Origin of the sequence: Pseudomonas sp. NPDC088368 (assembly GCF_044753445.1) — a bacterium.
Lineage (GTDB): Bacteria > Pseudomonadota > Gammaproteobacteria > Pseudomonadales > Pseudomonadaceae > Aquipseudomonas > Aquipseudomonas bambusae.
This window is the reverse complement of sequence record NZ_JBIVNG010000006.1, coordinates 128,098-142,380: the sequence shown is the minus strand read 5'-3', so window position 1 is coordinate 142,380 and position 14,283 is coordinate 128,098. Positions and strand designations below refer to the sequence as shown.

12 protein-coding genes are annotated in these 14,283 nt (G+C 61.2%); 4 read left to right on the top strand and 8 right to left on the bottom strand.

The window, feature by feature from the left end; all coding sequences use genetic code 11:
* Positions 1 to 50 precede the first annotated feature (50 nt).
* From ACIQAL_RS14730 to ACIQAL_RS14715, 4 genes are all read right to left on the bottom strand, one after another.
* On the bottom strand, positions 51 to 842 hold the full coding sequence (locus ACIQAL_RS14730) for an ABC transporter ATP-binding protein (protein WP_166595449.1): 792 nt from the start codon (positions 840 to 842) through the stop codon (positions 51 to 53).
* Between the two features lie 17 nt (positions 843 to 859).
* On the bottom strand, positions 860 to 1,597 hold the full coding sequence (locus ACIQAL_RS14725) for an ABC transporter permease (protein WP_166595448.1): 738 nt from the start codon (positions 1,595 to 1,597) through the stop codon (positions 860 to 862).
* 13 nt (positions 1,598 to 1,610) lie between these two features.
* On the bottom strand, positions 1,611 to 2,330 hold the full coding sequence (locus tag ACIQAL_RS14720) for an ABC transporter permease (RefSeq protein WP_401146548.1): 720 nt from the start codon (positions 2,328 to 2,330) through the stop codon (positions 1,611 to 1,613).
* 315 nt (positions 2,331 to 2,645) lie between these two features.
* Positions 2,646 to 3,542 (bottom strand): LysR substrate-binding domain-containing protein, encoded by an 897-nt coding sequence (locus ACIQAL_RS14715; RefSeq protein ID WP_341964233.1) that lies wholly within the window; start codon positions 3,540 to 3,542, stop codon positions 2,646 to 2,648.
* A 135-nt stretch (positions 3,543 to 3,677) separates the two neighbouring features.
* Between ACIQAL_RS14715 and ACIQAL_RS14710 the strand changes: the two genes are divergently transcribed.
* The 4 genes from ACIQAL_RS14710 to ACIQAL_RS14695 all read left to right on the top strand — a co-directional run bounded on the left by ACIQAL_RS14710 (position 3,678) and on the right by ACIQAL_RS14695 (position 9,498).
* Positions 3,678 to 4,493, top strand: coding sequence for a 2OG-Fe(II) oxygenase (locus tag ACIQAL_RS14710; protein WP_401146546.1), 816 nt, complete (start codon positions 3,678 to 3,680; stop codon positions 4,491 to 4,493).
* A 70-nt stretch (positions 4,494 to 4,563) separates the two neighbouring features.
* Complete coding sequence (locus tag ACIQAL_RS14705; RefSeq protein ID WP_401146545.1) at positions 4,564 to 5,421, top strand: transporter substrate-binding domain-containing protein; 858 nt, start codon at positions 4,564 to 4,566, stop codon at positions 5,419 to 5,421.
* A 402-nt stretch (positions 5,422 to 5,823) separates the two neighbouring features.
* Positions 5,824 to 7,329, top strand: a complete 1,506-nt coding sequence (proP, locus tag ACIQAL_RS14700; RefSeq protein WP_166595443.1) for a glycine betaine/L-proline transporter ProP — start codon at positions 5,824 to 5,826, stop codon at positions 7,327 to 7,329.
* 429 nt (positions 7,330 to 7,758) lie between these two features.
* On the top strand, positions 7,759 to 9,498 hold the full coding sequence (locus ACIQAL_RS14695; protein ID WP_401146542.1) for a dipeptidase: 1,740 nt from the start codon (positions 7,759 to 7,761) through the stop codon (positions 9,496 to 9,498).
* 271 nt (positions 9,499 to 9,769) lie between these two features.
* Here ACIQAL_RS14695 and ACIQAL_RS14690 read toward each other — a convergent pair whose 3' ends face one another.
* The 4 genes from ACIQAL_RS14690 to ACIQAL_RS14675 all read right to left on the bottom strand — a co-directional run bounded on the left by ACIQAL_RS14690 (position 9,770) and on the right by ACIQAL_RS14675 (position 14,258).
* Positions 9,770 to 10,663, bottom strand: coding sequence for an NAD(P)-dependent oxidoreductase (locus ACIQAL_RS14690; protein WP_401146539.1), 894 nt, complete (start codon positions 10,661 to 10,663; stop codon positions 9,770 to 9,772).
* 65 nt (positions 10,664 to 10,728) lie between these two features.
* A complete protein-coding gene (locus tag ACIQAL_RS14685) occupies positions 10,729 to 12,033 on the bottom strand; it encodes an MFS transporter (RefSeq protein ID WP_401146536.1) in 1,305 nt (434 codons plus the stop codon).
* A gap of 53 nt (positions 12,034 to 12,086) precedes the next feature.
* Positions 12,087 to 12,908, bottom strand: coding sequence for an N-acyl homoserine lactonase family protein (locus tag ACIQAL_RS14680; RefSeq protein ID WP_401146533.1), 822 nt, complete (start codon positions 12,906 to 12,908; stop codon positions 12,087 to 12,089).
* A gap of 18 nt (positions 12,909 to 12,926) precedes the next feature.
* A complete protein-coding gene (locus ACIQAL_RS14675; protein ID WP_401146532.1) occupies positions 12,927 to 14,258 on the bottom strand; it encodes an MFS transporter in 1,332 nt (443 codons plus the stop codon).
* Positions 14,259 to 14,283 lie beyond the last annotated feature (25 nt).

The following is a 14,283-nucleotide window of genomic DNA, read 5'->3' as shown; positions in this document are numbered from 1 at the left end:
CTTACGGTGCTCCCTACGCCCCAGCAAATGCATGGGGCGCCAGGCCGCGATCACTCTGCGGCGCGCTGGTTGTGGCTGGCGACGAACTGGCGGAAACGCTCGGTGGGCAAGCCTTCGAACAATTCATCCGGCGTGCCTTGGGCGTCGATCAGCCCCTGCGCCATGAACACCACGCGATTCGACACGTGCCGAGCGAAACCCATTTCATGGGTCACCACCAACATGGTGCGGCCCTCTTCCGCCAGCGAGCGCATGACCCGTAACACTTCGCCTACCAATTCGGGGTCCAGCGCCGAGGTCGGTTCGTCGAACAGCATCACCTGCGGGTTCATCGCCAGCGCGCGGGCAATCGCCACCCGTTGCTGCTGACCGCCCGACAGGTGCGCCGGGTAGTAATCGCGGCGGTCATACAGGCCGACCTTGTGCAGCAGTTGTTCGGCCTCTTCGACGCACTCGGCGCGGGAGCGTTTGAGCACGCGCATCGGGCCTTCGATGATGTTCTGCATCACGGTCATGTGCGACCACAGGTTGAAGCTCTGAAAGACCATGCCCAGTTTGCTGCGCATCGCCTCGACCTGCTTGGTGTTGCTCGGCATCAGTCGCCCGCTGCCGTTCTGCTTCATTTCGATGACTTCACCGCCCAGCACGATGCGGCCTTCATCGGGAGACTCCAGCAGGTTGATGCAGCGCAGGAAGGTGCTCTTGCCCGAGCCGCTGGCCCCCAGAATGGAGATCACGTCGCCGCGGTGGGCGTCCAGCGAAATCCCCTTAAGCACCTGAACCGAGCCGAACGATTTGCAGATGTTGGTGACCGACAGCGCGGTCTCGATGGTTGAATTCATGACGGGCTCCGCAGTGTTCAAAGGGATGGAGGCGTTTCAGCGGCCGGGGTGGCCACCGGCTGTACAGGGCGTTCGCGCAGGTGCGGCGAGAGTTGGTACTCGATCCACGACATGAAGCGAACGATGAGGAAGTTCAGCACCAGATAAATCACCGCCGCGCAGAGGAACACTTCCATCGTGCGGTAGGTGCGCTGAATGATTTGCTGGGCGACGCCGGTCACGTCCCACACCGTCACCAGGCTGGCAATGGCCGTGGATTTGACCATCAACACCGCTTCGGTCGAATAGGCGGGCAACGCCTGACGCAACGTGACCGGACCAATTACTCGGTACAGCAAGGTCCAGCGGCTCATGCCAACGGCCTTGCCCGCTTCGATCTGGCCCTGAGGCACGGCGAGCAGTCCGCCGCGCAGGATTTCAGCGGTGTAACCCGCCGTGCACATCGCCAGCGAGACCACCGCGCAACCATAGGGCGAGCGCAGGATTTCCCACATGAAGCTGCTGCGGATGGCCGAGAACTGGCCCAGGCCGTAATAGATGAGGAACATCTGGATCAGCAGCGGCGTGCCGCGAAACAGCCAGATGTAGAAGCGTGCCGGGTAGCTCAGAAATGGCCAGCGGCTGACGCGCAGCGAGACCACGCCCACGGCGAGCAACAGGCCGATGGACAGGCTGGCGAAGAACAGGCTCAGGGTGGTGGGCAACGCCGCCAGCAGCTTGAGCATCGTGTCACTGAGAAAGGCAAAATCGATCATCGTGGTTCCCCTCTCAGGCGTTCGGGTTGCGGCGCTGGGTGCGCTGCACGCGGTTTTCGGCAATGTTGAACAGGCGTCCTGACAACCCGGTGAGGATCAGGTAACACGCGCCGCCGACGATATAGAACGTGAAGTATTGGCGCGTGGAACCCGCTGCCACCTGACTGGCGCGCATCAGTTCGACGAGGCCGATCACCGAAATCAGCGCCGAATCCTTGAGGGTCATCTGCCAGACGTTGCCCAGCCCCGGCAGCGCGTAACGCCACACTTGCGGGATCAGCACGCGACGGATGCGCATGCCCTTGGTCATGCCGATGGCCAGCGCGGCTTCAAGTTCGCCCTTCACAATGGCAAGGTAGGCGCCCCGGTAGACTTCCGCCTGATAGGAGCCGGAGATTAGCCCGACCGCCAGCGCGCCCACCAGAAACGGTGGCGTGTCGACGAACCCTTCGCCGCCGAACCAATGGTTGATGGCCCCCATCACGGTGGCGCCGCCGAAGTAGAACAGGTAGATGACCAGCAATTCAGGAATCCCGCGAAACAGGATCGAATAGGCGTCGCCGAGGTAACGCAACGAGCGGCGGCGCGAAAGTTTGGCCGCCGCGACGGCACTGCCAGCCACCGCCCCCACCAGCAACGCCGCCAATGTCAGCACCACCGTCATGCCCGCAGCCTTGAGCAAGGCCGCGCCCCACCCGCCGTTACCGAAGCTGAGCAGCTGTAAGAGATCCATAGCGTCATTCCCGCCGCAAACAGTTCAAGGTCCGGTGTCTGGCGACACCCCCAACTCATACATACTTGTCTTTACAAGCATATGCAATTTGATTGCCAGATCGTTTGGGGTCGTTGCCGATCGGGCTGCAACCCCTCTGTTCAGGCGTTTGAAGGGGGATAAGGTTCCGTAGCGGGGTATGTGGGTATTTTGTTCAGGCCGCGTAGGACGCATCGGTTTGGGGCGGTGGGAAACATCTGGCGCCATTGGAGTGCGTCGGGGTGTAACACGTAGGATCGCCAAAGCGATGCCCTGCGGGGTAGTCTCGATATCACCTCATGCGTCAGACAAGAGCCCCAGAAAACTCTGCACATTCGCTCGCTTGCGTTTCTCGGTCGGCACAAACGCGCAGTACGGGTGCCCCAGCGGCAGCGAACGCGCAGACAACACGATCAACCGCCCCGCCGCCAGATCAGGCTGGGCGATGAGCTTTTGCCCCAGCGCAATCCCGCATCCGAGCTTTGCCAAGGTGATCGACAGGCTCGACAGCCCGGAGCGGCGGCCCAGTGCCGGGTCTGGCGACGGCTGGCCGATCTCACTGGCATACCAGTCGCTCCACGTCGGATGGGACGCGTAATTCGGCCCCCATTGCGTGTGAATGAACAGGCTTTCGTGAATCCGCGTGAGGTCGAACTCGCTGTTGCCGTGGCGATACCACCATTCCGGCGCGCACAGTGGCACGACGTGATCGTGCACCAGCGGGATCGCTTCGAGGCCGGGGTAGTGATAGTCGCCATAGCTGACGCGAATATCGACGTCGTGCCGGGCCAGGTCCACGGGATCGTCTTCGACCCGCACGTCCACCGACAATTGCGGGTAGCCTTCGAGCAAGGCCGCGAGCTTCGGCGCCAGCCACACCTCCGCCAGGGAGAACGGCACGCTGACGATCAACCGTGTGCGCATTTCCCCTTCCAGGAGGCGAACGGTCATGGCGGCGATGTCGTCCAGCGCCCGTGAGGTCTGCGGGAAAATGGCCAGCCCGGCGTCGGTTAACGACAGGCGATTACCGCTGCGCACGAAGAGCTTCTTGCCGAAGTATTCCTCTAGATGGCGCACCTGTTGGCTCACCGCTGCGGCGGAAACCCCCAGCTCCTTCCCGGCTGCGACGAAGCTCGCCAACCGCGCTGCCACTTCGAAGGTGCGCACGGCATTCAAGGGTGGCAATCGTTTCATGAGCGTCTTCCCCAAGTTTTTCTAGGGGGAGGCTAACAATTTTTGCCGTTGTTGCGAAGATTTCCCCACGTTAGCTTTAGGCCATACCTCAGCGGCCTTGCACGAACAGGCCGCCCTTCAACAAGGAGTGCCGATATGAACACCGTCATCAATCTTCAACGCTACCCGCTCGACCGCGTCGGCAGCGAGGAATGGAACGCGCTGGTCGACAAGGCGCGCGACGAACTGGCCCGCAACGGCATGTTCAGCCTTGAAGGCTTCATTCAGAACGAACACGTCGGACTGGCCGCTCGGCAGATTCAACCGACCATGGACGCCGATTCCCACACGCACAAACGCTCGCACAACATCTACTTTAAGCCGGAGATCCCGGAATTGCCCGCCGATCACCCGGCCCTGAAAAAGGTCGAGACGGTCAGCCATACCTTGTGCGGCGATCAGCTCGCCAGCACGGTCGTCACCGAGGTTTACGAATACCCGCCGCTGGTGGGGTTCCTCAGCGCGGTGATGGAAAAACCGGCGCTGTACGTCATGGCCGACCCTCTGGCGCGGGTCAATGTGATGAGCTATCGCGAAGGCGAAACCCTGAACTGGCACTTCGACCGTTCGGAGTTCACCACCACGCTGATGCTCCAGGCGCCGGAAGCCGGAGGCGAGTTCGAATACCGCACCGACCTGCGCACGGCGGACGATCCCAATTACGACGGCGTGGCCGACTTGTTGCGTGGAAACGACCCCGAGGTGCAGAAACTGCGTCTGAGCGCTGGCACTCTCAATGTGTTTCGTGGGAAAAATACCGCGCACCGGGTGACGCCGGTACAGGGTCAACGCGAACGGATGGTCGCGGTGTTCTCGTACTACGAAAAGCCTGGCGTGATGTTCAGCGCCGAAGAGCAGATCGGTTTTTATGGGCGTGCGGCCCAGCCAAATACCGAAAACACAGCAGCATAATAAAAACAGACGATTCGCGGCTTTTGATCTAGCTTGACCTGCCAGTCCTTTCAACCAGATGGGGAAATACATGGGCCACACCTATAACGTCACTAAAAAAATCCTCGCGTGTGCAGCACTGGGCGGCAGCCTGGTCTTCGGCGGAGCGGCTTGCGCCAAGGAATGGACTTCGGTTCGCGTTGCAACCGAAGGGGCCTATGAGCCTTGGAACATCACCCTGCCCAGCGGTGAGATTTCCGGTTTCGAGCCTGAGTTGCTGAAAGACGTCTGCGCCCGCATCAAGCTCGAATGCAAGCTGCAAGCGCAGAACTGGGACGGCATGATCGCCGGCCTCAACGCGGGCAAGTTCGACGTGTTGATGGACGCCATCGTCATCACCCCCGAGCGTCAGAACGAGATCGCGTTCTCCATCCCTTACGCCAACACCCAGGCCGTGTTCGTCAGCGCCGATCCGAAGATCATCGCCAGCATGCCGAGCAATGAAGTGCTCAAACTGAGCGGCGATCCGACGAAAGACAAAGCCGCCATCGACAAAATGAAAGTGATGCTCAAGGGCAAAACCCTCGGTATCCAGACGGGCACGGCGTACACCAAATTCGTCGAAGACAACTTCACCGGCGTGGCGGACATTCGCACCTACGCCAAGTCCGCCGAGCACCTGCTCGATCTGAACGCCGGTCGCATCGACTTCGCGTTCGACGACGTGACCTTCTTCACCTCTGCTCTCGAAACCCCGGATAACGCCGCCGTGAAAATGATCGGCCCGAAAATCGGCGGCGACATCTGGGGCCCGGGCGAAGCGTTGGGCTTCCGCAAGGCGGATAACGACCTGCGCGAGAAATTCGACGGTGCGCTGAAAGAAGCTTTGGCAGACGGCACCGTGAAACGCCTGTCCGAGAAGTGGTTCAAGGCTGACATTCGCCCTTAAGGCTTCGCAGGACCGGCAGCGCAAGATGCCGGTCCCGTGAAAAAGCTGTGGGAGCGAATTCATTCTGGGCGGCATACCGACGAAAGACGGAGCAGGCGACAAGGATGTATCGACTGTAAGGCCCCCTTCGCGAATGAATTCGCTCCCACAGTTGAACCCGTGCCAGACCCCAACCTTCGCGGCGGCGCTGGACATTTGTGGGAGCGAATTTATTCTGGGCGGCATACCGACGAATGATGGATCAAGCGACAGGGATGTATCGACTGTACAGCCCCTTTTGGCGAATGAATTCACTCCCCTCGCTGAATTATTTCGTGTCCTCATGTATCTGATCGGGTAGAGCGGTGCCACCACTACGATGGCATCTGCAGGCTAGACCGATTCCGCAACTGAGTGACCCGTATGAAATTAGGCAAGAAAAAAGTCAAACCGATTGGGCTGCAGGACATCACGATTGTCGATGACGCGAAGATGCGTAAGGCGATCACCGCGGCCGCCCTCGGTAACGCCATGGAATGGTTCGACTTCGGCGTGTACGGCTTCGTCGCCTACGTCCTCGGCAAGGTGTTTTTCCCCGGCGCCTCGCCTGGCGTGCAAATGGTTGCCGCGCTGGCGACCTTCTCGGTGCCCTTCCTGATTCGCCCACTGGGTGGCCTGTTTTTCGGCGCGTTGGGTGACAAATACGGCCGACAGAAAGTCCTCGCCGCGACCATCGTCATCATGTCGCTCAGCACCACGGCCATCGGCCTGATCCCCTCCTACGCCTCCATCGGCATCTGGGCGCCGATCCTGCTGTTGCTGGCGAAAATGGCCCAGGGCTTTTCGGTGGGTGGTGAGTACACCGGCGCGTCGATCTTCGTCGCCGAGTACGCGCCGGACCGCAAACGCGGCTTCCTCGGCAGTTGGCTGGACTTCGGCTCCATCGCCGGTTTTGTCCTGGGCGCGGGCATCGTGGTGATGATTTCCGCCGTCATCGGCGAAGACAAATTCCAGGAATGGGGCTGGCGCCTGCCGTTCTTCCTCGCCCTGCCGCTGGGCATGCTAGGTCTGTACCTGCGAAACGCCCTTGAAGAAACCCCGGCGTTCCAGCAGCACGTGGAGAAGCTCGAACAGGGTGACCGCGAGGGCCTGTCCCACGGCCCGAAAGTCTCGTTCAAGGAAGTCGCCGTCCAGCACTGGCGTAGCCTGTTGACCTGCATCGGCATCGTGGTCGCGACCAATGTTACGTACTACATGCTACTGACGTACATGCCGAGCTATCTGTCCCACAACCTGCACTACAGCGAAAACCGTGGTGTGCTGATCATCATTGCGATCATGGTCGGCATGCTGTTCGTGCAGCCCCTGATCGGTTTCATCAGCGACAAGATCGGCCGCAAACCCTTCATCATCGTTGGCAGCATCGCGCTGTTCATCCTGGCGATTCCAGCGTTCATGTTGATCATCAGCGGCAAGATCGGCCTGATTTTCGCCGGGCTGCTGATCCTCGCCGTGGTGCTCAACTTCTTCATCGGTGTGATGGCGTCCACCCTCCCCGCGATGTTTCCCACGCACATCCGTTACAGCGCGCTGGCCAGTGCTTTCAACGTCTCGGTGCTGATCGCGGGCGTCACCCCCACCCTCGCCGCCTGGCTGGTGGAAACCACCAACAACCTGTACATGCCGGCGTACTACCTGATGGTGGTCGCGGTGATCGGTCTGGTGACCGGCCTGACCATGAAAGAAACCGCCAACAAACCCCTGCGCGGCGCAGCCCCGGCGGCCTCCAACCTTGAAGAAGCCAAAGAGCTGCTGGAGGACTACCACGACAACATCGAACAGAAGATCGAAGACCTCGATCAGCAGATCGCGGAGCTGGAAGCCAAGCGCAAAGAGCTGGTGCAACAGCATCCGCGGATCAACGAGTAAAGAAGATCTGCGGTGTATTAGCGCGCTTCAGGCTATCTGATACACCGCCTCCGCGGCCGTCGTAACCTCCGGCTGCTCCTACAGGATTGATCGCATCGCACAGCGTGGGACTGCTACAGGGAAATCGCTTATTCCCGGCACGCCCTTGAATACACGGACTACCTGTAGGAGCGAATTCATTCGCGAGACGGCAGCACAGGCGATATTTGTGTATCGGCCGTACCGGCCCCTCGCGAATGAATTCGCTCCTACAGAGGCAGCCCAACCAATAGCGTGCTTTTTTTTCAAATCTGCGCCACTTCCTCTCATCATCGCGACACATCAGCTGACAAAGGTTTCCCCTCCTCCCCTGCGCTGTTAGCGTGCAGATCATTCTGATCAAGCGATCAGAAATCCCTCAAAAAAGCCTGCAAAGGAATGCCCTACGCAATGAATGTTTCCCTCAAGCACCTGGCTGCGGCCACGCTGGTGCTGGCGAGTTTTTCGTCGTTCAGCCCTGCCGCGTTCGCCAACCTTACTCCCCAACAGGGCACCGCGATTCTCTCTTCGTTCAACGATGCATCGGTCAAGGACTTCAGGCAGTTCCTCGACCGTGTCGGCAAGAGCGACCTCGCAAAAACCGACGCACTCACGCCCGCCATCACTGCGTTTCTCGCCAACAAACCCCTGACCGCCGAACAGCAAAACGAGATTCATCGTCTGCTCGGGCTGTACGCCCGCGTGAAGTACGGCGCAGCGGCCACCGAAACCTTGCGTGAGTGGGTGGCGATTCCAACCGTTCGTAAAGACGGCGTGCCACAGCACGAGAACCCCGCGTTCATCGAGATCGCGGCGAAGATCAAAAGCCTCGCCGAATCCTTCCACCTGAACTTCCGCAACATCGACAATCGGGTCTACGAGATTTCCCTCGAAGGCGCGGGCAAGGACGTGGTCGGCATTCACGCCCACGCTGACGTGGTGCCGGTGACGCCGGAGAACTGGGTGCTGGAAGACGGCACGCACCTCGACCCGTTCAAGGTCACGCTGATCGGCGACCGCATGTACGGCCGGGGCACCGAGGACGACAAGAACGGCATCGTCGTGGCGCTGTACGCGATGAAGATCATCAAGGAAGAAAAGCTGCCGCTGGCCCGCACGTTCAAGCTGCTGGTGGACACCACGGAAGAAACCGCAGGCGACGCGATTCCCTATTATTTCGAGCGCAACCCGGTGCCGGAATACAACCTCGCGCTGGACGGCAGCTACCCGGTGGTGATCGCCGAGAAAGGCTACGGCACGGTCATGGCGACCTTTCCTCGCCGTGCCGCTGAAGGTCAAGGCGCCGAGGTGACGTCGATGACCGGCGGCATGGCGACGAACCAGATTCCGTCGCGCTCGGTGGCCACCTTCGTCACCGACACACCCGAAGCGCTGGCAGCCGAGCTGCAAAGAGCCGGGGTCGATTACGTGCAGCGCAACGGCGGCAATTTCGACATCAACACCAAGGTCGAGGGCAAAGGCGTCAGCCTGACCGTGACCGGCGTGTCGGCGCACTCCTCCGAGCCGGAATCGGGTGTGAATCCGGTGGCGCGGATGCTGGGCTTCCTCAACAGCCTCGACGGCAAGGTGGCGCTCAAACACAACGCGATTACCGACGCGGCCCGTTATGCGACGGACAACTGGGGGCTGGGTTATCTGGGCGAGAAGTTGGACGTTGGTTTTTCGGATGCCTTCATGGGCCCGCTGACGGCTTCGCTCACCTACGTGGCGCAGGACGACAAAGCGTTCAAGCTGGCAGTCAACCTGCGTGTGCCGAAGGGCAAGTCGCCGGAAAGCCTGAAGGCCGAGATCGGTAAAAAGCTCGATGCCTGGACCGAGAAAGCGCGCATCACTCCGGCGTTCGACGTGTCGATTGCCGAGCCGATGTACCGCAATCCGGAAGGCGAATGGGTCAAGGCGCTGCTGACCGTGGCCAGTGAAAACCTGAACATGGCGCATACATTTGGCACTTCGGCGGGCGCAACCTCGGTCCATGAACTGCCCAACGGCGTGCAATTCGGCCTGGCCCGCCCCGACGTCAAATACACCGGCCACACCGACAGCGAGTTCAAGACCACCGAGCAGTTTTTGTTGGACTTGCAGATCGTGACCGAGATGTTTGGACGGATCGGGCAATTGCCGAAGTTGTGATTCCGTAAACGTCCTGTTTGCTGGCGGCAGCGATCGTGAGTGCGCCACCGCCGGCAAGCCGTGCCGCTATAGAGGCATGGCGTCGTTCACAAAATCCTGGCGATGCACATAACCCTGTGGGAGCGAATCCATTCGCGAAGGTGGTACATCCGACGCACATGTGTCGCCTGCCAAATCCTTTCGCGAATGAATTCGCTCCCACAGGGATTGGTGGCGTGCCGAAGACGTGTGAACACCTCAGAATCCCACAGATGTCATTTGCAAATCGGGCTTAGCCCTTCGAACCCGGCACCGCCGGACGCCCCCAATCGGCCCAGAGCTTGGCGATGGCGGCGTAGTCTTCACGCCCGTAACCGGCATTCGCGGCCATCTCGTAAACCGAATGCGAACCCTGAATGGCGAACAGCGGTACGCCGAGGTTTTGCGCCAGTTGCAGGGCGAGGACCGAGTCTTTGCGCGCGGCATCCAGTGGCATGCCGCCGCTGTAATTGCCGTCGACGATGCGCTCGGCGTAGCGGTGGGTCAGCGGGCGCTGGATGCCCATTTGCGCGTCGGACAGCATGGCGATCAGTTTTTGCGTATCCACCCCCGCCGCCGTCGCCATCGAACCTGCTTCCGCAATCACCACCATCACTGCGTGGGCGACGGCGTTGTTGATGACTTTCGCTGCGGCGCCCGCACCGGTCTCACCGAAATAAATCTGTTTGTCGGCAATCGCATCCAGCACCGGCTTTGCCGCTTCCACCGCCTGAGCAGAACCGCCAATGGCCAGCGACGCCGTGCCTGCCGCCATTTGCCCCACACCGGCCAGCACCGACGCGTCGATCACTTCAATGCCGTGGGGTTTGAGCAGGCGCTGCAAGGCGTGCATGTCTTCCGGGTTGACGGTGCTGGTTTCGACCACCACGGTCCCTGCGCTCAGGTGCGGCGCGATCTGCTTGACCACCGCCTGGGAAATGCTCGGGCTGGGCAGCGACAGGACGATCACCGACGTTTCGCTCAGCGTCTCCGGCCCACCAATGGCCACGGCGGAAAACTGATCGGCGGCGCGAGCGATCAGCCCCTGATCCAGATCGGCGACTTTCACCGGGAACGCCTTGGCGATGCGCTCGGCGATCAGAAAACCCATGTTACCCAGGCCATAGACGGCTACTGCGTTTTGCATATCGATCTCCAACGAATGTAAAAAAGATCGGCGCCGGTTCGAACCTGACGACGCCGAAAAAACAGTCAGACGCCCTTGCGCGTCTTCAGGGAAAGCACCAACGCCAGGCCGATCAGCGAGCACGCCGTCAGGCCCAGCAAGCCGCCTTGAATGGAACCGGTCTGTTCCTTGATGACGCCCAACGTGGCGGGCGCGGCAAACCCGCCGAGGTTGCCCAGTGAGTTGATCAGCGCGATGCCTGCGGCCAGCGCTTTCGGCTCCAGCGACACTGCGGTCATGGACCAGAACACCGAGTTACAGGACTTGTAACCGACCGCCGCGATGGTCAGCGCAAACAGCGCAAACCACGGACTGCCAAAGGTGGCGAGCAGCATGCCGATGGCCATCAGCAGCAATGCCCCGGCGACCAGCAACTTGCGATGGCCCTTGTTATCGGTGAGCTTGGCGAGGGTGTACATCGCGATCACCGCGAAGATCCACGGCACCGCCGACAGCAGCCCCACCTGGAAATTATTGATGCCATCGATCTGACGCAGAATCCCCGGCAGCCAGAACGTCACGGTGTAGCCGGTCATGGTCGAGGTGAAGTAGATCGCGCACAGTTTCAGCACCGTGGGCTGCATCAAAAGCTTGAGCTGCGACTGGTGCTGCTGGTCCGTGACCCGCGCCGCATCGTCAGCATCGACCGCCGTTTGCAGGGCGTCCTTCTCTTCCGCGCTCAGCCATTTGGCATCCTTGATGTTCGACACCAGCCACAGAATGCTCACCAGACCGATGAGGATCGACACGCCGCCTTCGATCAGAAACATCCAGCGCCAGCCTGCCAGGTTCAGCCAGCCGTGCATTTCCAGCAGCGCGCCGCTGACCGGGCCAGTGACGATGTAGGCCAGGGCCGACGCACTGAGAAAAATTGCCACGGCCCGCCCGCGATGGGCGTCCGGCAGCCAGACGCTGAAGTAGTAAATCACCCCCGGAAAAAACCCGGCCTCCATCGCCCCCAGCAGAAAACGCAGCACGTAGAAGCTGGTCTCGCCCTGGGTAAACGCCATGAGCAGCGTAACCAGGCCCCAGGAAATCATGATCCGGGTCAGCCACACCCGCGCGCCGAGCTTTTTCAGGTAGAGGTTGCTCGGCACTTCGAACAGCGCGTAGCCGATGAAAAACAGCCCGGCGCCCAGCCCGAATGCTGCGGCGCCGATGCCAAGATCGGCTTTGAGTGCATCCTGGACGAAACCCAGATTCGTGCGGTCAATCTGGTTGATCAGCAGCATTAGCACGGTCAGCGGCACCATGCGCTGGTAGAACTTGCGCACCGCCGACTTCATCGCCGAGTTGTCCTCGGCGGCCAGCGTGGCAGACAGAGTGGTCATGGTTTTTATCCTTTTTATGGTCAATTCAGACTCAGGCCGTTCAGCGCCGATGTTCAGGATCTGAGCGGCGGCAAGTGCAGCTGCACAGTCTCCCCGTCGGAACCGGGCAACGGTGGAAACGACAGCCGCACCTGCGGGTCGTGGCCCGGGATCACCCGCGTGTCATCACCGCCTGCCAGCGCCCGCGCCACGCGCCAGCCTTGGGTCATGGCCCCGAGGTCGAAGTAGATCGGGAACGGGTCCTTGCGCTCCAGGTTGCCGTAGAAGTGCGCGGCATCGCTGGCCAGCACCACGGGGCCTCGCGCCGTTTCGACCCGCACCATCTGCAGGCCATCGGTATGACCACCGACGTGGTGCAGGCTGACGCCGGGGGCGATGGTCGCGTTGCCGTCGTGAAATTCCACCCGCTCGGCGTACACGGCGCGGACCATGGTCACAACGTCCTCGACATCGAACGCGCCGCGCATGCAGCCCATGCACATGTGCCGGCCCGTGGCGAATTGCATCTCACGGTCCTGCAAATGGAAGCGCGCGTTGGGGAACAGGTTCAGGTTCCCGGCGTGGTCGTAATGCAGGTGCGTGATCACCACGTCGCGAATCGAGGCCGGGTCGCAGTCCATGGCGCGCAACGCCTCGTCCACCGGGCGCAGGATAGTCCGGGTGCGGCGGTCGTTGGGCGCCTTGGCCGCACGCTGTTGCGCGGTCTCGATGCTGAACCCGGTGTCCACCAGAATCTCCCTCCCGTCCGCGCGCAACAGCCAGACGAAATAATCGAGGGGCATGTCGGCGTCATGGGGGTCCGGGGCATGCAAGAAATTGTCACCGGCCTGTCGGTTCTGCATGCCATAACGCAACGCGTAGATTTCCCACTTCATGAAGCGCTCCTTTTTGTTTTATTGACCGGTGACGACGGTGCGCACGGGGAAGCGTTCGCGACCGAAACTCGCCACCACCAGCGTCGCCAGTGCCGCCATGCCAGCGGCCAGCAACAGCCCGCCGCTGTAGGCGCCGGTCGAGGTCTTGATCCAGCCCATCACCGACGGCCCCATGAAACCGGACAGGTTGGCCAATGCGTTGATGGTGGCGATCCCCGCGGCCGCCGCGCCGCCCGAAAGGAACGTGCCCGGCAAGGTCCAGAACACCGGTTGGCAGCCGTAGATGCCGAACGCGGCGACGGCGAAGCAGATCATCATCAACACCGGCGAACTCACCAGCGCCGCTGCCGCGAAGCAACTGGCGCCGACGGCCAACGCGAACACCAGGTGCCATTTGCGCTCGCCATGGCGGTCTGAACGACGGCCCCAGAAGACCATGCTCAGGGTGCCGACGATGGGCGGGATCGCTGCGACCAGACCGGTCTGCAAGGTGGTCAGGCCGAAGTCACGAATGATCGTCGGCAGGAAGAAGCCCATGGTGTAGTTCATGTACACCACGCTGAAATACACCAGCCCGAGCAGCAGCACCATCGGGTGGGACAGGGTCTTCCACACGCCCGGTTTGCTGTCCTGCGGACCGGCGCGTTCTTCATCGGCCAGGCGCTGAGTCAGCCAGTCGCGCTGTTCAGGAGCGAGCCAGGTCGCTTGTTGGGGATGATCGGTGAGGCACTTGAGCACGACGACGGTGAGAATCAACGCCGGGACTGCTTCCAGCAGAAACATCAGCTGCCAGCCCGAGAGCCCGTCGTGGCTGCCCATGCCGAGCAACCAGCCGGACAGCGGCGCGCCGATCACACTGGAGAACGGCAGCGCGGTCATGAAATAGCCCACGACCCGCGCCCGGTACGCGCTGGGAAACCACAGCGTGAGGAAGAAAATCACACCGGGAAAGAACCCGGCTTCCGCCGCGCCGAGCAACAGGCGCAGGGTGTAGAACACGGTTTCAGTGCTCAGGCCGGTGGCGTGGGAGATTTGCGGGATCAGCCCCATCGCTCCCGACAAGATGCCCCAGGTGAACATGATGCGGGCGATCCAGCGACGGGCGCCGAAGCGGTGCAGCATCAGGTTCGACGGCACCTCGAACAGGAAATACGTCAGGAAGAAAATCCCCGCCCCCAGCCCGTACACCGCCGAAGAAAAGCCCAGCTCCTGGTTCATGGTCAACGCGGCGAAACCCACGTTGACCCGGTCGAGGTAAGACACGATGTAGCAGATGACCAACAACGGCACGACGCGAAACATCACGCGTTTCATGGTCGTGGATTCAAGCAAGCGATTCGCTTCGGACATGACATCACCTTAAGGTGGCTATTGT